Here is a 22,291-nt window from a genome sequence, read left to right as displayed (position 1 = left end):
ATCTTTCTACAACTTTGACAACGGTAAATTTCTACTGATAATTCATTGCACCCACAATTTGTGCAAATAGCATAGTGTTTCATCACCAATGTTTCTACCACCTTAATTCGTTGTAATTGAACCATATAACCAAGGAATAATCAAAATACAAATCGTATCAGCAAAGCTTCCAGGCTTATATTTTAATTAATGACGCGTGTTTGTGTGTATAAAATATTGTCTTTTTCCCTCTTTACATCATGCTCTTGTTCCTACTTTTGGTTTTCCCTCAAGGTTAGATGCTGACCACAGAACATTGTAAGAAGTTCTAGATTCGTTCAAGGATCGCTATACTCATTGCACAATCAACACACGATTGTAGTATGAGCAATAGATAAGCCCTGTTTCTCCATCATTTCCACCAAATAATGTGGATGTTACAGAATAAATTCACCGTAAAAACATGCGTTTTCTTATCAAATTAAGAAATCTGCAAGAGTCAAGTAGATTCTTTGTAGAAAAACTCAACTAAACATTTTACATAAGATTAACGTCCAGTTGAGTATAATAATTTACCTTTGAAACTTTGCTTACGAGCGCTCAATCACTGTTGCAACACCTTGACCGCCGCCAATGCATAATGTCGCTAATCCGTAACGCCCATCTCTTCGTTTTAATTCATGCAGCAACGAAACTAAAATACGCGTTCCACTTGCACCAATAGGGTGTCCTAATGCAATTGCTCCACCATTCACATTTAAAATCTCTTGATCAAAATTCAATTCTTTCCCAACTGCTACCGACTGTGCTGCAAAAGCTTCGTTTGCTTCAATAAGATTTATATCTTCAATGGACAAACCGGCTTTTTCCAATGCTTTTTTCGTGGCTGGAACCGGACCAATTCCCATAATGCTTGGATCGACACCTGCACTTGCGTTTGCACGGATTGTTGCAAGCGGCTCAAGTCCCAATTCTTCTGCTTTTTGCTTGCTCATTACAACGACTGCTGCAGCTCCATCATTAATGCCTGATGCATTACCTGCAGTTACTATGCCATCTTTCTTGAAGGCTGGGCGTAGTCCTGCCAGTTTTTCAGCGGTTGTACCCACCCTTGGAAACTCATCCTTTGCAAAAACAATTGGTTCTCCTTTTCGCTGTGGAATGACAACAGGAACAATTTCATCTTCAAAACGGCCAGCCTCAATTGCTGCAACCGCTTTTTGTTGACTGTATGCAGCAAATTGATCAAGTTCTTCCCTAGTCAACTCATACTGTTCACAAAGGTTTTCTGCTGTAACACCCATATGATAATCGTTAAACGCACACCATAAACCATCTTTAATCATGCTGTCCAATACTTTTTGGTCTCCCATGCGGAATCCTGAACGTGCACCGTCTAATAGATACGGAGCTTGGCTCATGTTCTCCATTCCGCCTGCAACAACAATATCGGCATCACCGGCTAAAATCGACTGCATAGCCAAATGAACCGCTTTTAATCCAGATCCGCAGACTTTGTTAATCGTTAATGCTGGTACCTCTTGAGGTATCTCCGCTAGAATCGAAGCTTGTCGAGCAGGGTTTTGACCTAATCCGGCTTGTAGGACGTTCCCCATAATAACTTCATTTACTTGATCCGGTTTAATTCCTGCTTTTTCTATTGCTGATTTAATAACAAGAGCGCCTAGTTTTGTCGCTGAAACATCTTTTAAACTTCCACTAAAATTTCCGATTGGCGTCCGAACCGCACTTACAATAACTATTTCTTGTTGTACCATATTCTTCCTCTCCTTTTAGAAAAACTCATTAATTAATTAGCATCTACTATAATGTAAGCTTTCTTTCTGCTTGCTCCGGTTTTAATAGCAGCTTCAGCAACGGCAGTGGAAACAGAGGTTACAACCCGTTTATCGAAAGGAGTCGGAATAACGTAATCTGCTGTTAGCTCATTAGGTTGTATAAGATCTGCAATGGCATAAACGGCTGCAAGCTTCATTTATTGTTTAATTCTACTATTTTGATCGTTTTTCCAACCAGTCGACGACAGTTGGATAGGTTATCTTTACAGCTTTAGGTCCAAATGTTACAGACACATGGCCGGTAGGCAATGAAACGTACTCTTTATCTTTACTTGAGATAACGTCCATAAGTGCTTTTACTTGATGCGGTTGGGCAATATGGTCTTTATCAGCTGACATGTTGAGTACATTTGCCGTAATGTTTTTTAAATTAACCTTTCGACCGCGAATGACGAGCTCTCCTTTAATCAGCTTATTTTGCTGGTAGAAATCCCTGATCCACTGACGATATGCTTCACCTGGGAATGGAATGCCGTCGGATACCCACTTTTGCAATAATTTCCAATTATTAACAAACTGTTCGTTGTTGGCTCGATCAACAAGACTAACGTAAGGTCCGTAAAAGTTTGTCGTTGGTTTTAACATCTTGTTACCAAAATCAATCATTTCAGGTGGAATAAGACCGAGTGTATCGACAACATTGTCGATATCAAAGTAACGCTCATCAAGGAAACAACCATATAAGCCTGTTTCTTCGAAATCAAATGGACTTGTCATAAATACTAAGTTACGAACCGGCAATTCAGGATGAAGAGCGGCGAAAATAGATGTCATTGTACCACCCATACAATAACCTAGGATCGAAACTTCGTCTGCATTCGATGTTCGCAGCACTTTGCGAACAGCACGTGGGATGTAGTCTAAAATGTAGTCATCTAGTTTCATCGTTTTGTCTTCATAACCTGGTGTACCCCAATCAAGGAGATACACATCAAAACCACGGTTAACCAAATATTCTACTAAACTGTTTCCTGTAGTTAAATCTAAGATATAAGGTTTATTTATGAGTGCATAAACCAATAAGAGAGGCACTTTGAACTTTTTCGGCTGATCGGATACATACCTGTATAACTTCGCTTTGTTTTTTGTCCAAATAACTTCTTTCGGTGTTAGACCAACTTCAGGTTGAGGATCGGTTGTTAACACTTCTGTTGCTCTAGCTAAACGAGTATACGATTCTTGGAACTCATTTGGGATCGTTTCCATAAGTTGCTTCCACTCTTTTCTGTCTGTCATGCTCATAGAGTCTCACACCCTTCCTATTTGTTTGAAATTGAGTGCACTACATGTATAGTCCGCCGTTAATATTTAACTGCTGACCTGTGATATATTCACCATCTTTGCATAGAAAAACGACTCCACGCGCAATTTCATCCGGTTGACCAAAACGACGTGATGGAATTTTCGCAACAATTTTTTCGCGGACATTTTCTGGAATTTCTTGGACCATTTCTGTGTCAATAAATCCTGGACAAATTGCGTTAACGGTTACACCACTTTTTGCAAGCTCAAGTGCAAGCGATTTTGTGTAACCAATCATTCCTGCTTTTGCTGCAGCATAGTTTGTTTGCCCAAAGCCGCCAGCTTGTCCAATAATAGAGGAAATGTTAATGATTCGCCCTGCATCTGATTCAAGAAGGTGAGGCAAAGCCATGGAGGTTGTATTGTAAACACTGTTTAAATTCACATCAATTACTTTTCTCCAATTTTCTTCACTAAGTTTTTTGAAAGTAGAGTCACGTGTAATTCCCGCATTATTGACAAGAATATCAACTTTACCGAAATGATTAACAGCTTCTTCTACTAGTTTTCTAGATTGCTCTAAATCTGAAACATCTGCCTGCACTGCATAAACTTCTCTGCCTTCTGACTTAAGGTCTGTAATAAGCTTTTCTGCTGTTCCTTTGCTGCTATTATAGTTTATTACGACTTTTACACCGTTCTTAGCTAATTCCTTTGTAATTGCTTGTCCGATTCCTTTTGCGCCACCTGTTACAATTGCCACTTTGTTATTTAAATCTGTCATCTGGGAATGCACTCCTTATGTATTTATTATTATTAAAGTTTTTTTAATAGCCTTACGATTAATTATCTGATTTATTGATTCTCAACTGTCTTAGCTGTTTCATTGACGTTTCCAGCACTGCTTTTTTCATTTAACAAGGCTAGGATGTTATCAAGTTTATTGTTTAGACTCTTTATTTCATTTTTCACACGTGTCATTTCACGTTTTAGTTCTGCTTGGTTTACTTGATTTGAGCTGTTTTCTTCAACCAACTCTTCTAAACTATCAACCTTTGAGTCAACATTCACGACAAGGGAAGCGATGTTGGCAAGATCATTTTGAGTAGGGAGATTTACTTGACTCAAATAACCTTCTGTTGTTTCATTCAACATTTTCTTAAACTGAAGATTCATCTCCAGGACTTTCCCCATCCACTCGGAAAAATATTCTTCCTTCATTTTTTCATCCAATACGCTGCTCCAATAGGATTCAGACTGGTTATAAATATCTTTCCACAATTCCATTGGATTAAAGTTTTTTTGCTGAGTCATTTGTTCTCTCCTTCCAGTTGATTTAATATTTCGAATTTATATTAAATGATAATAAAAATGCTTACAAGACAAGCTTTGTAAATTTTTTGTCAAATAATTTTGTATTTTTAAAGTCTTGGATGTAAATATCATTACCAATTTGATAAAAATGCTGAGCCTAAATCCTTTACAATAATAACTATTTCAAAGAAATAGAGTGGATTACCACAATGAGAAAGATGAATAAAAAAATTGTCACAATTTGACTATTTATTTTTAGGCAGGCAATTCGGTTTGACAAACGAATCATATAGGTGTAAATTACACATATAGAAATTTTAATCTATTTGTAGGTGATCCATATGTCAATAAAAAAAGATGCTAATGACTCGAAATCAAAAGATGAGAAAGTAACGACCAGTGTTCCGAAAAACTTAATGATACCTGTGCTATTGTTAAGTCTCCGCGGCTGGAATTTGCATGGTTATAAATTGATTCAACAGTTGACCCAATTTGGTTTCTCATCTATTGACCAGGGAAATGTTTATCGAACGCTTAGACAACTAGAAAAAGATAATATGGTAAAGTCTGAATGGGATACTTCCACAGGTGGACCGGCAAAGCGAATCTACTCTTTAACAGATGCTGGTGAGGCATATCTAAATGCGTGGGCGGGGTCGCTTGAGCAATACCAATCGATACTTAACCGTTTTTTTACAATGTATACTGACATGTTCATGCCAAAATCTTCAACAAATCGTGATAAAGAAGATAAAGAGTAATTTCTTTTGTTGCTCTATGACGGAAAGTGATTCTGCAGTATTACTGCAACCACAATAAATATTTAATTTTTTTAGGAGGTTTTTTAAATGGCGGTAAACAAAAAAATCCAAAGTAACGATCAGAATAATTTTAATTTTATTGATTCTTTTTGGGACAGTTGGAAAAGCGGCTTAAACTTCGTCTACGATTCTCAAAAAGAAGTGGAAAATCTTGCGCTTCAAGCATTTGATCACCAAAAAGAAACATGGGATAAGGTAACTGTCAATATAGACAGGATTGAAGAGGAACAAAAAAGATTAATTAATGAACTGCGTCAATACTTTAATCAGAACATTCAATATGTTGGCGGTGAAGAGTCAAGCAAAATTTTCGAACAATCGAATGAGCGTCTTGATGAAGTAATAAGCCGCGTTCAACAACTAACCTCAGCTCCTTTTAAAGCGAATTTAAATGTACTAAGTCAGTCACAACTGCACTTCCAAGAAACTATTAAAACGGCTATCGACCATCAACAAAAAAATCGCGAAGAGCTAAAACCTCTATTGGAAAATTTTTTAAATCAAGTAAAACCAACACAAAAAGGAGTTCTCAATGCATTTGAAAACAACACAAAAGCTGCATTGAGTATGTATAACTAGAACAGCGGAAATTCGCTGTTCTTTTTTTGAAATATTGAAATATTAAATAGTAAAAGGAGATATAACGGCTTAAAAAGAAAGTCTAAATGTGATTTCTGATTGGCTGTTTTTCTGTTGATATCCTAAAATGATAAAAAAGAGGTGGAATTTTTGAAATTAGCAGATAAAGTAGTTATTATTACCGGTGGAGCAAGAGGGATTGGCAAAGAAACTGCTCAAAAATTCTTTCAAAAAGGTGCTAAGGTTGTCATATGTGATCGTGATAGATCTGCTGGTATGGCTGTCTTAGAAGAGTTTGGTGACAAAAACCGGGTTGAATTTTTTGAAGTCGATGTCACTAATACTGCACAAATAGAAGAAATGGTTCAATCAACGATAGATACTTATGGCAGGATAGATATATTAATCAATAATGCAGGAATAACGATTGATGGATTCCTTACAAAAATGAATGAAGATGATTGGGAAAAGGTAATTGCCGTAAATTTGTCAGGTGTCTTTAAATTCACGAAGGCTGTCATTCCAGTAATGATGCAACAGGGAGCAGGAGTGATTATCAATGCTTCATCCGTAGTTGCATTATATGGGAATATTGGTCAAACCAATTATGCTGCAACGAAAGCAGGAGTAATTGGTCTCACTAAAAGTTGGGCGAAAGAATTTGGACCAAAAGGCATTCGAGTCAATGCAATAGCTCCTGGTTTCATTGAAACAGACATGACATCAACAGTACCTGAAAAGGTTTTAGATATCATGAAAGAAAAGACACCACTGAAAAAACTTGGTAAACCTGAAGATATTGCCTCTGCCTATTTATTTTTGGCTTCAGATGATGCAAATTTTATAAATGGAGCAGTTTTAAGTGTCGATGGTGGTTTAGTTATTTGAAATAGCAGGACTATGAGTTAATACTGTAATTGTTCTGAGGCGGTACGACTGAAAAGGATAAATAACTTTTAAGTTTTTAAGCATTTTTTTATTAATTTTTTCTTGTTTTTAATAGACTCATTTCTTACGCTTTAGGCTTCATTTTCAGTGGGTTGTTAAGCTACACTTGTCAGCACATAGATTTTCACCTTCTCTAACCTAGAATGGTGGAATTGACGGAACGACGAATTGCCTTTGGCCCTGACCTAACAGTCTTTCAATGTCACTTATTTATTGACCATAGATTTATGCACCCTGTCGTTTATTCAACCAAACTAAACAATGAAACGATTGCATCTTAATCCTTAGTTGAAAAGAATCTCCATATTATTGATGATGTATCCGGGCCCAGTGGATCCGTATAGGAACCATTTGGGCTTCCACCTGACCATTTATGTCCCATTCTGTCGATCATCCAAAGTTCCATTAATAAAAATCCATCCTTATCGTTGTACACATGTTGAGTATAGCTTCTTCCATTTGAAATCCCAGCCTTTTGAAAATCAGGTATCAAATCAACTTTGCCTTTACCACCTTCCACAAGAAAATTCGTTTGAGCCCATTGTATAATAACCTGCTGCCCATTAATCGGGTGTACAGTGGTATCACAGATACCGTGAAAAACAATGACAGGCATTTTCCTTTTAAAATTCCCCATTTCATCATAGGCCATCTTCCCACACTCATACGGATCGGATGTACCTTTTATCATCACCTCTCTTGCAGTTTGTGCAGTTGGATCAGCTGGGATAAATACATCTACGGCATCGTACGGTAATCCAGAACATATTCCAATTCCACTAAATACATCTGGGTAGGTCACTCCAAGAATTGAAGCCATGGCTGCCCCTGCAGATAAACCAGTTGCAAACACCTTATTCGAGTCAATACTAAAATTTTTTTTGACATCATCGATTATTCCTTTAATTATCTTAGGCTGACCTCCTTGACGATGCTGATTATAATCTAAAAACCAATTCCAGCATCCATCAAGATTAAATTGAGCAAGATTAAAAGGGTTAAACAGGCGATTCATCTCTGGGTAAAGTACAATAAAGTTTTCTTGTTCAGCTAGATGATTCATTTTTGTTCCTGTAGCAAAGTCATCTGGATCTTGTTTACACCCATGGAGCATCACCATCAAAGCTACATCGTTTCCCACTTTGTACCTGCTCGGTACATAAAGTTTATACTTGTAACCTGCATGTGTATATTCTGAGAAACTACTCATAACCACATTCCCCCTTTATAAATATAATCGATTCCATATTTCTGGTGGAATTCCTTTATAAACAATAATAATATTTATTTTTCATAACAATTATGCAGGCCAGGAGAAAATTGATCCCCTTTTTACTCAATCTTTACCCAAAGAGCAGTACTCCTACATAGATTTCCTATCTCATCTTTTCCAAGGTGATAATTATCTAATCTTAGTTTTTTACTCAGATCTTTATACAATCTTAGAAGCTAATCAATTATTAGGAGGATCTCAAGTATTCGTTATTGAACTTCTGGTATTAGTAAAAAACGATATTCCGCATCATCTTGCCAATCAAATGCTTTTTCTAAGAGCACATGGTGATTATAATCAGAAAACTATTTTTGAATAACTCGATCTAAACCATCATTTTGATTTTAGATCGAATGTAGTCAATTTATGCTTTTCGGGTGAATAATTTGTATAGTTAACTTCTGCCTTATAGAGTTTTCCTTTATTTTTTTAGTTGCTCTTGATTTGTTTTGTTAAATTTTTTTTATCAAATTCAAGACATATTCCACTGAGGTTATCTTTATAATTTCCCACATACTGATTCTACAGTACCCTTTTTTAATGTATCGTGAGGATTATATTCGCCTGTATCACCCAAAGATTCGCCTTAATCTTGAGATAAACAAAGTAATCTAACTTTTTCTTTTCTAAATAAAAATCTCTCTGTAGTTCATTAAATAGCACATTTTTGTGTAGTACATCACCTGATAATTTCATAGACACAGCATCGAATCCTCGTATGCCTCTCCAAACTATCCATTATCAACAATCTACCTTCTCAAATATTCGAAATTTTCATTTGTGTATAATAATATAAATTTAAATCATTAGTAAACGGGTTCTGGTGCAAAGATAAAATAAAAGCCTTTCTCTTCAAAGGGCGTAAAAAAGGAGCACGTCAAATTAAAATGACTTTGTCTGGTCAATTTAAGATTGTCTACAATTTGAAACGAATACGACGAATTATGAAATAGTACTCTATTATATGTTTTATTAGATGGGCAAATCCATACAAACGAATGATGAAAGCAACACAAGATTACCACGTAGTTCCTATCTATTGAATCGCCAATTTAAGCAGGATGTTCCAGAAAAAGTCCTCCCACACCAAAAAATAAAAAACCACCTATACTACGGTTTCGGAAGTGAAGTAGTATATGAAATTGGGACAATATTGTCTTCATTTCATATGATTTTTAATTTTAGTAATAGGTACCAAATAAGGATAACAGGACACTAACACTAATTCTGTAAATTCAGGTTTGTATGAGATCGACCGATCTGATACATGATTGACATTTGGGTTGTTCTCCAGTTGTTTACGTTGAAATTCATTAAAAATAATTTTACTCATATTAGTTCCCCGTTCTCTCTATTTGTTTTGATGATAACGGTTCTTCTATGATCAAACATAAAAAATCCCGAAAAATGGACTTAAATATAAGTGTCCATTTTTCGGGATACAGTTCAATGAGTAAGGAAGTTTTTATTTTTAGTTAGATATACGTACATTCTGCATTCTACTAGTCTAATAGAATCATTATTTATCTTTTTTCAAAATATTCCGTTGACTAGTAACTTATTTATGATATAGTTAAAAAAGATTTTAATACTATTACCATTTTCTACTAGGGGAGTCCATTAGCCTGGACTGAGAGAGGAACGCGATTGAAGTTCTTTGACCCTTTGAACCTGATCTGGATGATACCAGCGTAGGGAAGTAGTAAGAGTTGTTAAGGAGCTACTAGCGCATCTTTTTCCTTACAATTATTACCTACACCGATCGGGTTCTGAATTTCAGAACCCGTTTTTTATTTGCCTTTCGCTGTTCTGAAAGAATTCATGTTCATTCACTTTTAAGGAGGAGTATCATGAAAATTAATATTAAAAAGCCATTTCCAGGAAGTAAAAAGGTTTTTGTTCAAGGAAGCACACCAGACATTCAAGTACCAGTAAGAGAAATCTCTCAAGGAGCAACACAAAATACATATGGTGAGGAAGCTAATCCACCAGTGCAAGTATATGATACAAGTGGTCCTTATACAGATGCAACTGCTGAAATCGACATTCGAAAAGGTTTGCCACGGATTAAAGAGCAATGGATTCTTGATCGAAATGATGTTGAACGATACGAAGGACGTATGGTAACACCTCAAGATAATGGCTACAAATCAGTTAGTAAGCAATCAAATTTAGAATTATTTCCATCACAACACATAAAGCCATTAGTAGCAAAAACAGGAAAAAGCGTCACCCAGCTTCACTATGCTCGTAAAGGCATTATCACTCCAGAAATGGAATTCATTGCGATAAGAGAGCAAATGGAACCTGAATTTGTTCGCAAAGAAGTAGCAGCAGGACGTGCAATTATTCCTTCCAACATCAATCATCCAGAAAGTGAGCCAATGATTATCGGCAAGAATTTTCACGTGAAAATCAATGCAAATATCGGAAATTCTGCTGTTTCTTCATCAATTGAAGAGGAAGTGGAAAAAATGACGTGGGCAACACGTTGGGGTGCTGATAATATTATGGACCTATCGACTGGTAAAGATATTCATACAACTAGAGAGTGGATTATCCGTAACTCCCCTGTTCCTGTGGGGACTGTCCCTATTTACCAGGCATTAGAGAAAGTAAACGGTATAGCTGAAGATTTAACATGGGAAGTATATCGTGACACACTCATTGAACAGGCTGAACAAGGTGTTGATTATTTTACAATTCATGCTGGTGTTCTCCTTAGATACATTCCTTTAACAGCAAAACGTACGACTGGAATTGTTTCAAGAGGTGGCTCTATTTTGGCCCAATGGTGTTTAGCCCATCACCAAGAAAATTTCCTATATTCTCATTTCCATGAGATTTGCGAAATTTTAACAAAGTATGATATTTCAGTTTCACTTGGTGACGGCTTAAGACCTGGATCAATTGCAGATGCGAATGATGAGGCACAATTTGCTGAGCTCGAAACTTTAGGTGAATTAACTGAAATTGCTTGGAAGTATGATGTACAAGTTATGATTGAAGGACCTGGTCACGTTCCGATGCATTTAATTAAAGAAAACGTAGAAAAACAGCAGGAAATTTGTAAAGAGGCTCCGTTTTATACTTTAGGGCCATTAACAACTGATATTGCTCCAGGATATGACCATATTACATCAGCCATCGGTGCAGCGATGATCGGCTGGTTTGGAACTGCGATGCTTTGCTATGTGACTCCAAAAGAACATCTTGGCTTACCAAACAAAGAAGATGTTCGCGAAGGGGTTATTGCATATAAAATTGCTGCACATGCTGCAGACTTGGCAAAAGGACATCCTGGTGCTCAAAATCGTGATGACGCTCTGTCAAAAGCACGCTTTGAATTCAGATGGCATGACCAATTTAATCTTTCTTTAGATCCCGAAAGAGCGCTGGAATATCATGATGAAACTTTACCGGCTGAAGGAGCTAAAACAGCCCACTTCTGTTCAATGTGTGGACCAAAGTTCTGTTCAATGAGAATCTCACAAGACATTAGACAAATGGCAAATGATGGCACTCTATCTGAACAAGATATTCTCACAAAAGGAATGGATGAAAAATCCAAGGAATTTATCGAAGGTGGATCTGCTATTTATCGATAATCCCGAAATCCGGAAAGAGGGCATACCACTGCCCTCTTTTTTACTAAATAAATTTTTATTTTCTTTATTGTTTGCGGTTTCGAGCACATTCTTCTATCAATTACCTTTGTAAAATTGCTGTGATTGAAACAAATAATATAGAAAACCATCTCACCTTAAGAGGTTAAAAATAAGGATCATCTCCGACAATATCCAGTGTTTTCCCTTTAAACCAATGATCGTGCTTAGGCCGATTCGGATCACCATATTTTACCCCGCCGAATTTTACCTCAAGTGGTTCATCGTAATTATAGTACGTTCTCATTTCAAATTCATGATAATGACTACCATCTGGTAAAGGGATCGCAGGACCTGTTTTCCCATAAAAACGATGATAATGTTTGTTTTCAAAGGAGGTAACCCCACGATACATATGAATATGTCGATCAAAGCTATTACCATTTACTGATCTTGTATAGCCTTCAATTGTGTGATAATGGGCTTTGGTAACAGTTGTTTTTGCCAAAAAGCGATGGGCATGGTGAGGCTTTAATGCTCCAATTATAAAACTCATAAACATCCCCCAAATAACCTTTTAAATCTTTTTATGTGAGATGAAAGAAATTTGAAAGTTGTCTTACATCCCTAACGTTCATGTCACTGACATATGTATTTATATCAAATACAACATAACTCTATCTTTTCATCAAACTGTCCTGACACTTTTCCTTATGTCTCAAAATAAAACCAACCGGGTCATTTTTTTCTTTTTGGCTCTCTTGCGCTAAACTTACTTTCCTTCTCCTACTTCATTCTATTATTTTCTATTACCAGTAGAATAATATTAAAAAATTCACAAATAATACCAGCATAAACCAACAATCGGAGGAAAGTAACGCATGAAAAAAGGATTAATCTTAAGCTTTTTATTCATTTTTATTGTCCAGCAAACAGCTTTTGCAGCACTGCCACAAGCTCAAGTAGATCAAATACTATCAGAATTAGGATGGACTAATCATGATCTAACTGAGTATCTTAACTATTACGAGCTAGCTATTGATGACTTTGAAACAATTGAAGATCTTAAAAGCATGCTTGGAACACCTTTAACTGATGAAAATTTGGCAGATTTATTACTTCAACATGAAATTACAAGGTCAGAGTTAGATACTTTATTAGCAGAGTTTGGCGAATCCGTAGAGGATTATTTCTTTATAGAAGACCTCGATATTGCAATTAGTTTTTATTTAGGCCACGACGAAGAGATGGCAGAACTAGAGGAATTCATGGCTTTAATCGGCTTAACAGATGCAGAAGTAGATTCATTGTTTACTCACTTTATGGAGCTTGACGAGACATTGCTTGAACAACAAATGGAAGACATTATTTCTAGATTAGATCCTTTTTTTATGCTTGAAGACACAACTGAGCTTACAAAAGCACAACAAGATGAACTGGTCGCTGTGTTAAAAGATATGATGACTATTTTACAGCTTGATCTTCGCTTTTTCTTAGTAGATAAAAATGGGGTAGAGGCCGCTGCAACCTTTAAGGAACTAATGGGTATGGAAGAATTATATGGGAATGAATTATTGATCCAGCTTTATAGCACAGATGGTGAATTACTTTTAGATATGCAGCTATCAGAGGAAATGCTTAGCTCAGAATTCCTTATTGAATCTGGTATAGAATTAGCACAGGTTGGTGATTTAGCAGGAGAACTCACTTCTCTATTCCATAATCGTTTACCAGATACGGCTTCATCTTTATGGGTAAATATGATATTAGGTTTGTTGGTAATTGGAATTGGCTTAATCGGCTTTCATTATTCAAAGAGATTTCAACAGGTAAACTAAGTGATTAAGCGTACTTTACCTAACCTGTCCATTGTTCTAATTTTTATTGGCTTAAGTATGTTTAGTTATTATGCTTACTGGACTTGGGTTGGTCTAAATTCAACAGATGAAAACATTGATGAACAAATTGCTATAGCAAAATCAGAAAATAAGGAAGCCCTGCTACCAGTCGTTACTACTATACCTCAGGATGGTGAAAAACTAGGTTCTCTTTCGATCCCTAAACTTAAGCAAACCTTTCCGATCTTTTTTGGTGATAGTGAGACGATTTTAAAAAAAGGCATTGGTCATATTAGAGGTACGGCTTTACCTGGCGAAGCAAGCAACTCTGTACTTGCAGGTCATCGGGATACCTTTTTTCGACATCTCGATCAATTAGTAGTAGGTGATAAACTTATTGTCGAGAGGTCTAGTACATATTACATATATAAGATCAAAAAAATTCGTATTGTTGATAATGATGATAATACAGTCATTGTACCTAAGCCAAGACACACATTAACATTAATAACTTGCTATCCCTTTACCTTTATTGGCCCGGCACCACAGCGATATATCATTGAAGCTGAACTCTTTTTAAAACCAAAGATGGAATCAAAAAAACAATAGCTCAAGACTTCGATGTTGACTAATCGCGTATAAGGGGTGTGAAATTTACTAGGCACTGGAGTTGGAATGTCAAAGCTTATCCACAGTAAAAGAATTTTATAATTTCCTACGAAAAAATGCTGACATGCATGTGGCAAATCACGTTCATGTCAGCACTTTCTATTAGAAAATTCCTTTATTAAGATGTTTGTGAAAAAAAACGTTAAACGATTACTTTCCAAATGAAGAAAGAAATTTCACACGATCTCCCATCGGTGGGATGTTGTGATCAACTAATTCAACCTCTAAAACAACTGGTCCATTTTCTAATCGAAGCAAATCGATTAGTTCAGGAGTTATATCGTCTAATCGTTGAACACGAGCACTTCGAACCCCTAAGGAATCAGCCATAGCAGAGATACTAACCGGTTGCTGTTCAAATCGGGAATGTGACCGTTGATATTGTAGGTTATGACCATGGTAAACCATTCCTAAACGCGCATTGTTCATGACAACAAATACGATTGGAAGCTGATATTCCTTTGCCGTCAAAATTTCCATTCCATGCATGAAAAAACAGCCATCACCTGTTATACAAACTACGTCTCTTTCTGGTTCAGCTAGCTTACTTCCTATTGCAGAACCAATTCCTGTACCCATGGCACCAAAGTGCACATTAATATCAAACGTGTGTGGAGCTTTAACATGCATATAATGGATCACATAAGACATAAACTCACCAATATCAATTGTATATCGTGTCGTTTCTGGTAACAGCTTTTGCAGAGCGACTAATACATTCTGACTATTAAACTCTTTCATATCTTGATCATCTTCAAATGGCTGTTCTCTATAAGAATAAATATGCTTATCTGTAATTCTTTTTTTCACTTCTGTTATGAGCGCATGTAGGCTAAGTTTTGCATCCCCAACTACAGGTAGATCAACATGGTACTTTCTATTAAACACTGACTCATCAATATCTACTTGAATAACATAACGATTTTTTGTTAAATTAGAATTCCAGTTATTAGTTGCGGTTTCCCCTAGACTTGATCCAATAACAAGAAGAGTATCTCCGCTTCCTTCATTAACTAAGCTTGATGCTTCCTCATGACCTGCAAAGCCAAATACTCCTTTAAATAATGGATGATCATTCCTAATTAATCCCTTCGCTTGAGGAGTAGTTAGGATCGACATATTCAACAATTCAGCCAATTCAATGACTTGGTTTACTGCACCACTCGCCCCTTGTCCGACAAAAATAATTCCATCCTGATGTGTAGTAATTTTCTCTACTACTTTGTTAATAACCTCTAAATCAGGCGATTGTTTCTTCACGATTGGAAAAGCTGGAATATCAGTATCATCTATTAAATTAAGCTGTACATCGATTGGAACTGCTACATGAACTGGGCCAGGTATTCCTGTTAAAGCAATTTCAACTGCTTTTACAATCGTAGCCAATAGTTCGCTTGAATTCTTAACTGTTACACTATATTTTGTCACTGACTCATATATCGGCTGCGCATTTAATTCCTGTGATGCATTAAGTCCATTTGTATGAACTGGCACAGCACCTGTCAAAAATAATATTGGTAAATGCTCCCGCATTGCATTTGCAGCACCTGTGACTAAGTTTGTGCCTCCAGGTCCACTACAACCAATACAAACGCTTAAAGACTCTGAGTATTTTGCATAAGCTGCCGCCATATAAGATGCCGCACCCTCATGCTTTGTAACAATCGGTGTCATTTCTGGGATGTCATATAGTTCATCAAAAAAGGCATTTACAGAGCCTGCAGGTATTCCAAAGACATATTTTACTCCACCATTTCTTAAATAATTAAGAACTCCACGTATTGCTTTCACCTTTAACGCCTCCCGTTCGGTTGAGAATGAAACAACAAAATTATTAAATTAAAAATAAGTTTCAACTAAATCATAAGGCTTTATAGGACGGGAATAATAATAACCCTGTATACGAAAACAATCATTTAATGATAAGAATTCAATTTGTTCTAATGACTCTACCCCTTCAGCAATAACATGTAGGTTTAAATTATGGGCTAATGTAATGATTGTATTGGTAATCGCTGCATTTTTAGGATCATGACAAACATCCTTGATAAAGGATCGATCGATTTTCAAAGTATTGATCGGAAAATTCTTCAAATAACCTAGAGAAGAATAGCCTGTCCCAAAATCATCAATTGATATCTTAATCCCTAGATCTTTTAATCTAGACATTTTATGTAAGGTTTCCTCTGTATTTTGAATAATTAGATTTTCTGTCAGCTCAAGCTCTAAAAAATGAGGTGATAATTGAGTTTCATCGATGATTTCTTTTACCATGTTTACAAAATGCGGTTTATTAAACTGCTGGGCAGAAACATTCACCGATACTGTAATTTCAGGATACCCTTTCATTTGCCACTCTTTTAGTTGCTTACACGCATTTCTTAGTACCCATTCACCAATCGGAACAATCAAGCCAGTTTCCTCTGCAAGTGGAATAAATTCTCCAGGGGAAATCATTCCTTTTGTTCGGTGCTCCCAGCGAAGTAGTGCCTCAACACCGAAGATTCGCTTATTCTTATTATCATACTGTGGCTGGTAGTAAATCCTTAATTCATCGAAATCAAGTGCCTTGTATAACGAATTCTCTAATTTCACATTTTCGAGCGTATGATTATCCATTGCTGATGTATAAAATTGATATTCATTTCCAGCTAACTCTTTTGACTTATACATAGCAGTGTCAGCCTTTTTTATTAAATCTTCTGCATCTACACCATCTTGTGGATACAAGCTGATTCCAATGCTTGTTTTTACAAAGATCTCATTTCCTTTTAAATCAAAAGGTTCTTCAAATGCTGCTATTACGTTTTCTGAGAAAACTTTTACCTCTTTTTCACAGCGAACAATGGGTAAAATAATTGTAAATTCATCTCCACCTTGACGAGAAACAGTACACCCTTTATACGCACAATGACTTAAACGCTCAGCAACCTTTTGAAGTAATAAGTCTCCATAGCTATGGCCTAACGTATCATTAATGGTTTTAAAACGATCTAAATCAAGGAATAAAACAGCAAGCTGTTCTTTGTGAAGCTGCGCATAAGCTAATCCTTGATTTAATCGATCCTGTAATAATAGACGATTGGGTAAGTTAGTTAAGCTATCATAATAAGCATGATAATTTATTTTTTCCTCCATCTGTTTCCTGATGGTTATATCTTTAAATGTGACAACATAGCCAATTACCATTTGCTTTTCTTTAATAGATGTGATAGCAAATTCAGCAGGGAATTTGGAACCGTCTTTGCGAATAAAGGTTTCATCCGTATAAATCGTTGCTTCCTTGGAACATTTTAAAAGAGAAGTATGTTTGATACTCGTCATTGCTTTTGAAAAGAATGACTCATACGATCTTCCGATTAATTCCTTCTCTATGTAACCTAAAATTGTTTCCGCAGCAGGATTGCAAAACGTAATATTCCCTTCGATATCTAGTCCTACAATTCCATCACCAGCAGAATTAAGAATCAATTCCTTCTCACGGCTTAACCTTTGGAGCTCGCCAACTACATCCTCTAACTCCTGATTCTTTTCAATAAGCTCTATCGTCCGTTCCTTTATAATTAGTTCCTGTTTTTCCATATAAATCAAATGTGAAAGTACCGATGCAGTCGCCTCAACGATCGATTGCGCGAGCTGAATATCTGCTTGTGGATATACCCTATCCTTCTCATCTAAATTCACGATTGCTAGTAATCCAAGAATCTTCCCCATTGTTACAATAGGAAGCATTAGCACTCCTTTTATTCCAAAAGTACGACAGGCCTCATGGTTCGGCCGAGGATCCGAAAATACATCTGGAACGAATAAAGCTTTTTTTGTTTGGATTACTTCTTGAAATAGACGGTCAGTACTTTGATCAATTTTAATAATGCTATGGGTTTTCTTCCATGCTTCTTCTGTCCAGTCACTTTCCTTACTCAAACTTGCTGGTTTAAACAGATTTCCAGCAATTGGATCTAACAAATGTGCACCAATATTTGTATTCTTTAATACTCTTCCAACATAATAGAAGCATTTATCAAGAACCTCATTCATTGTTGAACATAGAGAAAGTTCTCTTGTCACATCTAATAGCAATTGTTTTTCCGAGATTAGATTCTCTTTTCTCGTTAAATTATTCGCATTTCGAATTGCAACCGCAGCCATATTAACATACGCTTCCACTGACTGTATTTCAGCCTCCGTTAAATTCATATGTTCACCATGATTAAATAAAAAAACAAGACCATATACTTCATCTTCATAATTTATTGGTAAAGATAATAAGGAATTCATTTTAAATGCCTTTATCGGTCCAGGATCTGGCCTAGAATCCTTAGAGGTGTCTGGTATGTAAATACTTTCTTTCTTTTCAAGTACTTCTTTAGCTAACAAATCGGTTTCAGGATTAATTACTAGCATATCCAGGGTCATACTATTTAAAAGTTCTGGTTTTCCTACATAACCTCTGTATGTCCCATCATTCTGTGGTAAATAAATCCCTACGGAATCACATCGAAATATTTCATCAGATATGGCAGTAACAACGTGCTCTAACACTTCACGTAACTCTAATTTCGTATTAATCAGCTTCGTAGTCTGTGCGAGACGTGAATACCTCGTGTGTTCTTCTATCATTCCGTACCCTCCAAATTAACGATCACGTTTAAGCCTAGATCAAATTTGTCCTATTTTCCTAAAAGGCATTAAATAGACAACCATAAAAATATGACTCAATTAAAACATTGCAAAAAGAACAATTAAAGTCAAGGAATATCCATAATTTTCATAATACTGACTTAATATTTACACTAATGAAAAAAAACGACAATATCATACAATTCTTTTAAATAAAGCATATTATATTCGAAGCCATAAAAAAAAGGTACTAAGGACCAAAATTCAAAATTAACATAGGTATAAAGTCACTGATAATAAGAGGTTTTTAATTAGTAGGTTGTGAAACGAAAAAGCTTCTGAATCAGATATAGAATATATTTAACTACAGGCAATTGATCTTGATAATGCTTATAATCAACTGTATATTCTCCATTTTCATTTTTCCATAAACGATGGAAATAGGAATCTATTTCTTGAATAACTTCTTCTTGATTTGAGGCTTTTATCTTTACATCTGTCTCAAGATTATAGTTATTTAAATTTCTCTCAGTAAAATTTGCGGATCCACCAATAACTACTGCTTCCTTTTGTTTCTCTATATACAATAATTTAGAATGGAACTGTTCTTCCCCAGTATGATACCAACGAATTTCAATGTTCTTTTCAGCTAATTGGGTTAGCTCTGCAGCTACAGGTAAATTTGGTAAGCCCATTTTTTCAGATCCGAACGCATTTTGATTTGGATCAAGGATCATTTTGATTTTTACATCTCGTTTGGAAGCAGCATGTTTTAATTCTTTTAGAACATCTGTGTCAGCTAAATAGAACATCGCTAGCCAAATTATATCTCCCTTTTCTGTCGATTTGATCTCATCAATGATATTCTCTTCGATTTTCCCTTCTGTCACTAACTGAAGTCTAATCTTACCTTTACGATGATCTTCTTCCTTCCATTTAGGAAGTATACCCCCACCCGAAAACTTTGCTACTGCTTGTTCTGTATTAAGCACATCACCAATTATATTGCCGTTTACCTTAAAAGCAATATTAGAATGATAACCACTTGCATCATGAGCATTTGCTGACGAAATAATCGCTGCATCCTCTGTGGCAATGACCTTTCGATGATTTGCTTTTATATTCAAAAGTTTTAAATATGATCTTAACGTAACTTCTGGGGCTGACTTTGCTATCGGATTAGGTAACCAACCATTTCCTTCTTGTCCAAACCATTTGAAAGCTACTCTCCAAAGACCGGAATATATTGGATTTGGATCTCTTAATTTATTTAAATCAGTAAATATAACCTGTACACCATGCTCTTTTAATGCTTCAATATGCTCTAGTTTATGTGAATTATAAGTGGTATTTATTTCGTCTGTAAGCAAATACACTTGTAAATTCGGTTTCTTTTTTATTTGCTCGAGGATATTAGTTGTTAATGTTTCACTAATAGCTGGATATTTTCGCTCTCCATCTGCAAATCCGTTAAAAAGAAACATATCCAATACGATAAATTCCTCTGCTTCCCCAATCAATTTATAAAATTCCTGAAAAATCTCCTGTTCATAAATCGTATTATTTTGAGCATCCTTATAGCTTAAATCATATAAAAAATTCACATTATCAACCATATAGGTTTGACTTTCGTATGAAATACCCTTTGGTAATGGTTTGTTGCTATGGTAGAGACTTACACTGGATAATAACATGACTAAAAAGAGAATCATCCAAGTACTCTTTCTTTTTAATATAGCTTTCATTTTTCCTCCGTCTCTATTGAAAAGAGGCTAACATCTAAAGTCAGCCTCTTTTCTCCTATCTTTTTTATATTTTATTGTGTACTCAATATCTCACCAGTTTAATTAACATATGTGAAAGCATATGTCGTTCGTCATCAGAACCTGCTCTCCAAAGCTCTTGAAGAAGCTTCTCCTCTCGGTTTCGTGGGTATTCGTGTTCTGCTAAGAAGTCCGCTACCTTTTGTGTTGCTAGTGCCAACTGTTCTTCAGTTAATCCCATCTTTTTTCCCATCGCTACCTTTTTGCCTAGGAATTCTTTAAATGATTCAAAATTGGCGAGGATTTCTTGCTTTTTTTCTTGTCCTATACCATTCACTGCTCTTTCAACCTTATTAATGTGGGCTGAATGCTCGACTTCATTTTGATGATCCATGATTAGCCCTCCTTTTTTATGCTAGTTAATATGAATGTAAGTTTGCATTTAGCTCAGCCTGTGTTTGCGGTTTATTTGTAGATTCAGTTAGCTTGGAGCTAGTATCCTTAACATTTGATTGGAGGTCTAAGTATTCCTCCTTTGTATCCTCTGCTAAAGAAACTGCTTCATGTGAGATTTCCTTTGCTTCCTTTATAACATCACGATTGATTCGTTCAGCCAAATTCTTTGCTTCTTGGATGGTATGTTTTAAAGTATCTGTTGCTTGTTTTACCTGTTCGAGTAGTTGCTCCTTTACTTCACCCGGATTCTCTTTCACATGCATGATAATATTTTTGGAAGAATCCTTTATATCAACGGCTTTTGTCGCTACAGCACTTCTTGTATTTCGATCAATTAGAGTGAGAACACCACCTACCACACCACCTATGATCATACCTTTTATTAATTTATTATTTTGTTGTTTTTCCTTTACAATTGCTTGTCCCATGAATATTCCTCCTTTATTTATAACTTTGTTATCGGTTTATTTCCCGATTTTTCAGATTGTAAACCATTTTGATAATGTCAAGTAACTTCCTAGTATTTCCAATAGGTATTTTCAATTAATCTATTGAAAAATTCTCAGAAAACATCTATAATATTTCACTGTTTGTTGTAAAAAAACATTTCTTTCATTTATGAGTATAGGATGAGAATACAAGAATCTATTATTTATAGATGGACAACAACTAAGAAAGGAGCACAACATGTTTAGTAAATTACTTGATGAAGACACTCGTACAAATGACCCTGAGGATTTAAAGGAAGAGTTAGAGGATTTAGAATTCCAGGTCTTTCGCATGCAGGATAATCTAAAGGAAATTGCTAAAAAAAGTAAGGTACTTGGTGTCGACCAAGCAAAGGAAGATAAACTCGTTATTGTTTACACACCAGAAGACAGTCAATCGTGTAAAATCATGTTATGTGATTGTGAAACCTCCTATAATGGCCAATGGGATTTCTCCATTCAGGCAACTTATGCTAACGAACAAAAAATCCATATTGGAGATATAAAAGGCCCAGAAAATAGAGGCTATGGCTCCATTTGTATGGATTATTTAAAAGAGCTAGCAATCGAACAAAACATCCCTGAAATAACCGGTGACATTGCTGAAAGAGATTGGGATCATGTAGATCGCCTCATTCATTTCTACGAAAAACATGATTTCCAGGTGGACATAGATTATGAGGACAAATCTGGTGAAATAAAATGGGTATGTAACGAATAGCAAATAGATCATTTTGAATCAGTTAAAACTTTAACTGATTCAAAATGATCTATTTTTTGTGTAAATTCAATTAATCCATTACAATTAAGAAAAGAAAAAAATTATGGAACCTTTTT

Annotated in this window: 19 protein-coding genes, 2 pseudogenes and 1 riboswitch; of the genes and pseudogenes, 8 read left to right on the top strand and 13 right to left on the bottom strand. The window is 35.7% G+C overall.

Going from position 1 to position 22,291, the window contains the following annotated elements:
• Nucleotides 1-569: 569 nt before the first annotated feature.
• The 5 genes and pseudogenes from I7822_RS13120 to phaR all read right to left on the bottom strand — a co-directional run bounded on the left by I7822_RS13120 (nucleotide 570) and on the right by phaR (nucleotide 4,394).
• A complete protein-coding gene (locus I7822_RS13120; RefSeq protein WP_207978768.1) occupies nucleotides 570-1,757 on the bottom strand; it encodes an acetyl-CoA C-acetyltransferase in 1,188 nt (395 codons plus the stop codon).
• Between the two features lie 32 nt (nucleotides 1,758-1,789).
• Nucleotides 1,790-1,975: pseudogene (locus I7822_RS13115) on the bottom strand (NAD-dependent malic enzyme); the annotation flags it as partial.
• 16 nt (nucleotides 1,976-1,991) lie between these two features.
• The gene (gene phaC / locus I7822_RS13110) at nucleotides 1,992-3,044 is read right to left on the bottom strand and encodes a class III poly(R)-hydroxyalkanoic acid synthase subunit PhaC (RefSeq protein ID WP_372442155.1); all 1,053 of its coding nucleotides are present in this window, start codon (nucleotides 3,042-3,044) and stop codon (nucleotides 1,992-1,994) included.
• A 76-nt stretch (nucleotides 3,045-3,120) separates the two neighbouring features.
• The gene (gene phbB / locus I7822_RS13105; protein ID WP_207978763.1) at nucleotides 3,121-3,864 is read right to left on the bottom strand and encodes an acetoacetyl-CoA reductase; all 744 of its coding nucleotides are present in this window, start codon (nucleotides 3,862-3,864) and stop codon (nucleotides 3,121-3,123) included.
• Between the two features lie 71 nt (nucleotides 3,865-3,935).
• Nucleotides 3,936-4,394 (bottom strand): polyhydroxyalkanoic acid synthase subunit PhaR, encoded by a 459-nt coding sequence (gene phaR, locus I7822_RS13100; RefSeq protein ID WP_207978761.1) that lies wholly within the window; start codon nucleotides 4,392-4,394, stop codon nucleotides 3,936-3,938.
• 341 nt (nucleotides 4,395-4,735) lie between these two features.
• Between phaR and phaQ the strand changes: the two genes are divergently transcribed.
• From phaQ to fabG, 3 genes are all read left to right on the top strand, one after another.
• Nucleotides 4,736-5,155, top strand: coding sequence for a poly-beta-hydroxybutyrate-responsive repressor (gene phaQ, locus I7822_RS13095; RefSeq protein ID WP_207978760.1), 420 nt, complete (start codon nucleotides 4,736-4,738; stop codon nucleotides 5,153-5,155).
• 87 nt (nucleotides 5,156-5,242) lie between these two features.
• Nucleotides 5,243-5,794 (top strand): polyhydroxyalkanoic acid inclusion protein PhaP, encoded by a 552-nt coding sequence (gene phaP, locus I7822_RS13090; RefSeq protein WP_207978758.1) that lies wholly within the window; start codon nucleotides 5,243-5,245, stop codon nucleotides 5,792-5,794.
• Between the two features lie 150 nt (nucleotides 5,795-5,944).
• Nucleotides 5,945-6,682, top strand: a complete 738-nt coding sequence (gene fabG / locus I7822_RS13085; protein ID WP_207978757.1) for a 3-oxoacyl-[acyl-carrier-protein] reductase — start codon at nucleotides 5,945-5,947, stop codon at nucleotides 6,680-6,682.
• Between the two features lie 337 nt (nucleotides 6,683-7,019).
• On the opposite strand, the gene I7822_RS13080 is transcribed toward fabG, so the two are convergent.
• Nucleotides 7,020-7,952 carry an extracellular catalytic domain type 1 short-chain-length polyhydroxyalkanoate depolymerase gene (locus tag I7822_RS13080; protein WP_207978755.1) on the bottom strand — a complete coding sequence of 311 codons (933 nt, stop codon included), beginning with the start codon at nucleotides 7,950-7,952 and terminating at the stop codon, nucleotides 7,020-7,022.
• An 899-nt stretch (nucleotides 7,953-8,851) separates the two neighbouring features.
• On the opposite strand from I7822_RS13080, the pseudogene I7822_RS13075 reads away from it, so the two are divergent.
• Nucleotides 8,852-9,096, top strand: a pseudogene (locus I7822_RS13075) (IS3 family transposase); the annotation flags it as partial.
• Between the two features lie 78 nt (nucleotides 9,097-9,174).
• Here I7822_RS13075 and I7822_RS13070 read toward each other — a convergent pair.
• A complete protein-coding gene (locus I7822_RS13070; RefSeq protein WP_207978754.1) occupies nucleotides 9,175-9,348 on the bottom strand; it encodes a hypothetical protein in 174 nt (57 codons plus the stop codon).
• 266 nt (nucleotides 9,349-9,614) lie between these two features.
• Nucleotides 9,615-9,730, top strand: a riboswitch (TPP riboswitch).
• Between the two features lie 135 nt (nucleotides 9,731-9,865).
• Here I7822_RS13070 and thiC point away from each other — a divergent pair.
• Entirely contained in the window at nucleotides 9,866-11,623 is a 1,758-nt protein-coding gene (gene thiC / locus I7822_RS13065) for a phosphomethylpyrimidine synthase ThiC (protein WP_207978753.1), read from the top strand.
• A gap of 163 nt (nucleotides 11,624-11,786) precedes the next feature.
• Here the strand turns inward: thiC and I7822_RS13060 are convergent, their stop codons facing one another.
• The gene (locus tag I7822_RS13060) at nucleotides 11,787-12,176 is read right to left on the bottom strand and encodes a YmaF family protein (RefSeq protein ID WP_243459443.1); all 390 of its coding nucleotides are present in this window, start codon (nucleotides 12,174-12,176) and stop codon (nucleotides 11,787-11,789) included.
• A gap of 325 nt (nucleotides 12,177-12,501) precedes the next feature.
• Between I7822_RS13060 and I7822_RS13055 the strand changes: the two genes are divergently transcribed.
• Together I7822_RS13055 and srtD are read left to right on the top strand one after the other, a co-directional pair.
• Nucleotides 12,502-13,458, top strand: a complete 957-nt coding sequence (locus I7822_RS13055) for a processed acidic surface protein (RefSeq protein ID WP_207978751.1) — start codon at nucleotides 12,502-12,504, stop codon at nucleotides 13,456-13,458.
• Nucleotides 13,459-14,067, top strand: a complete 609-nt coding sequence (gene srtD / locus I7822_RS13050; RefSeq protein WP_307847747.1) for a class D sortase, LPxTATN-specific — start codon at nucleotides 13,459-13,461, stop codon at nucleotides 14,065-14,067. It abuts the gene before it with no gap.
• Nucleotides 14,068-14,277: 210 nt separating this feature from the next.
• Here the strand turns inward: srtD and I7822_RS13045 are convergent, their stop codons facing one another.
• From I7822_RS13045 to I7822_RS13025, 5 genes are all read right to left on the bottom strand, one after another.
• Nucleotides 14,278-15,918 (bottom strand): thiamine pyrophosphate-binding protein, encoded by a 1,641-nt coding sequence (locus I7822_RS13045; protein WP_207978750.1) that lies wholly within the window; start codon nucleotides 15,916-15,918, stop codon nucleotides 14,278-14,280.
• 48 nt (nucleotides 15,919-15,966) lie between these two features.
• Entirely contained in the window at nucleotides 15,967-18,747 is a 2,781-nt protein-coding gene (locus tag I7822_RS13040) for a bifunctional diguanylate cyclase/phosphodiesterase (RefSeq protein WP_207978743.1), read from the bottom strand.
• A 311-nt stretch (nucleotides 18,748-19,058) separates the two neighbouring features.
• On the bottom strand, nucleotides 19,059-20,492 hold the full coding sequence (locus tag I7822_RS13035) for a phospholipase D family protein (RefSeq protein WP_207978741.1): 1,434 nt from the start codon (nucleotides 20,490-20,492) through the stop codon (nucleotides 19,059-19,061).
• Between the two features lie 82 nt (nucleotides 20,493-20,574).
• Nucleotides 20,575-20,904, bottom strand: coding sequence for a DUF3243 domain-containing protein (locus I7822_RS13030; RefSeq protein WP_207978738.1), 330 nt, complete (start codon nucleotides 20,902-20,904; stop codon nucleotides 20,575-20,577).
• Between the two features lie 25 nt (nucleotides 20,905-20,929).
• Nucleotides 20,930-21,394 carry a hypothetical protein gene (locus I7822_RS13025; RefSeq protein WP_207978737.1) on the bottom strand — a complete coding sequence of 155 codons (465 nt, stop codon included), beginning with the start codon at nucleotides 21,392-21,394 and terminating at the stop codon, nucleotides 20,930-20,932.
• A 259-nt stretch (nucleotides 21,395-21,653) separates the two neighbouring features.
• Here I7822_RS13025 and I7822_RS13020 point away from each other — a divergent pair, with 259 nt between their 5' ends.
• A complete protein-coding gene (locus I7822_RS13020) occupies nucleotides 21,654-22,175 on the top strand; it encodes a hypothetical protein (RefSeq protein WP_207978735.1) in 522 nt (173 codons plus the stop codon).
• Nucleotides 22,176-22,291: the final 116 nt, after the last annotated feature.

This window comes from Metabacillus bambusae, from assembly GCF_017497975.1.
GTDB lineage: Bacteria > Bacillota > Bacilli > Bacillales > Bacillaceae > Metabacillus > Metabacillus bambusae.
Note: the sequence above shows the minus strand (reverse complement) of the source record. Positions and strands in the feature narration are given on the sequence as shown.

Coding starts and splice junctions, on each gene's coding strand:
- I7822_RS13120 (WP_207978768.1), bottom strand. CDS start 1,757: ATGGTACAACAAGAAATAGTTATTGTAAGTGCGGTTCGGACGCCAATC.
- phaC (WP_372442155.1), bottom strand. CDS start 3,044: ATGGAAACGATCCCAAATGAGTTCCAAGAATCGTATACTCGTTTAGCT.
- phbB (WP_207978763.1), bottom strand. CDS start 3,864: ATGACAGATTTAAATAACAAAGTGGCAATTGTAACAGGTGGCGCAAAA.
- phaR (WP_207978761.1), bottom strand. CDS start 4,394: ATGACTCAGCAAAAAAACTTTAATCCAATGGAATTGTGGAAAGATATT.
- phaQ (WP_207978760.1), top strand. CDS start 4,736: ATGTCAATAAAAAAAGATGCTAATGACTCGAAATCAAAAGATGAGAAA.
- phaP (WP_207978758.1), top strand. CDS start 5,243: ATGGCGGTAAACAAAAAAATCCAAAGTAACGATCAGAATAATTTTAAT.
- I7822_RS13080 (WP_207978755.1), bottom strand. CDS start 7,952: ATGAGTAGTTTCTCAGAATATACACATGCAGGTTACAAGTATAAACTT.
- I7822_RS13070 (WP_207978754.1), bottom strand. CDS start 9,348: ATGAGTAAAATTATTTTTAATGAATTTCAACGTAAACAACTGGAGAAC.
- thiC (WP_207978753.1), top strand. CDS start 9,866: ATGAAAATTAATATTAAAAAGCCATTTCCAGGAAGTAAAAAGGTTTTT.
- I7822_RS13060 (WP_243459443.1), bottom strand. CDS start 12,176: ATGAGTTTTATAATTGGAGCATTAAAGCCTCACCATGCCCATCGCTTT.
- I7822_RS13055 (WP_207978751.1), top strand. CDS start 12,502: ATGAAAAAAGGATTAATCTTAAGCTTTTTATTCATTTTTATTGTCCAG.
- I7822_RS13040 (WP_207978743.1), bottom strand. CDS start 18,747: ATGATAGAAGAACACACGAGGTATTCACGTCTCGCACAGACTACGAAG.
- I7822_RS13035 (WP_207978741.1), bottom strand. CDS start 20,492: ATGAAAGCTATATTAAAAAGAAAGAGTACTTGGATGATTCTCTTTTTA.
- I7822_RS13030 (WP_207978738.1), bottom strand. CDS start 20,904: ATGGATCATCAAAATGAAGTCGAGCATTCAGCCCACATTAATAAGGTT.
- I7822_RS13025 (WP_207978737.1), bottom strand. CDS start 21,394: ATGGGACAAGCAATTGTAAAGGAAAAACAACAAAATAATAAATTAATA.
- I7822_RS13020 (WP_207978735.1), top strand. CDS start 21,654: ATGTTTAGTAAATTACTTGATGAAGACACTCGTACAAATGACCCTGAG.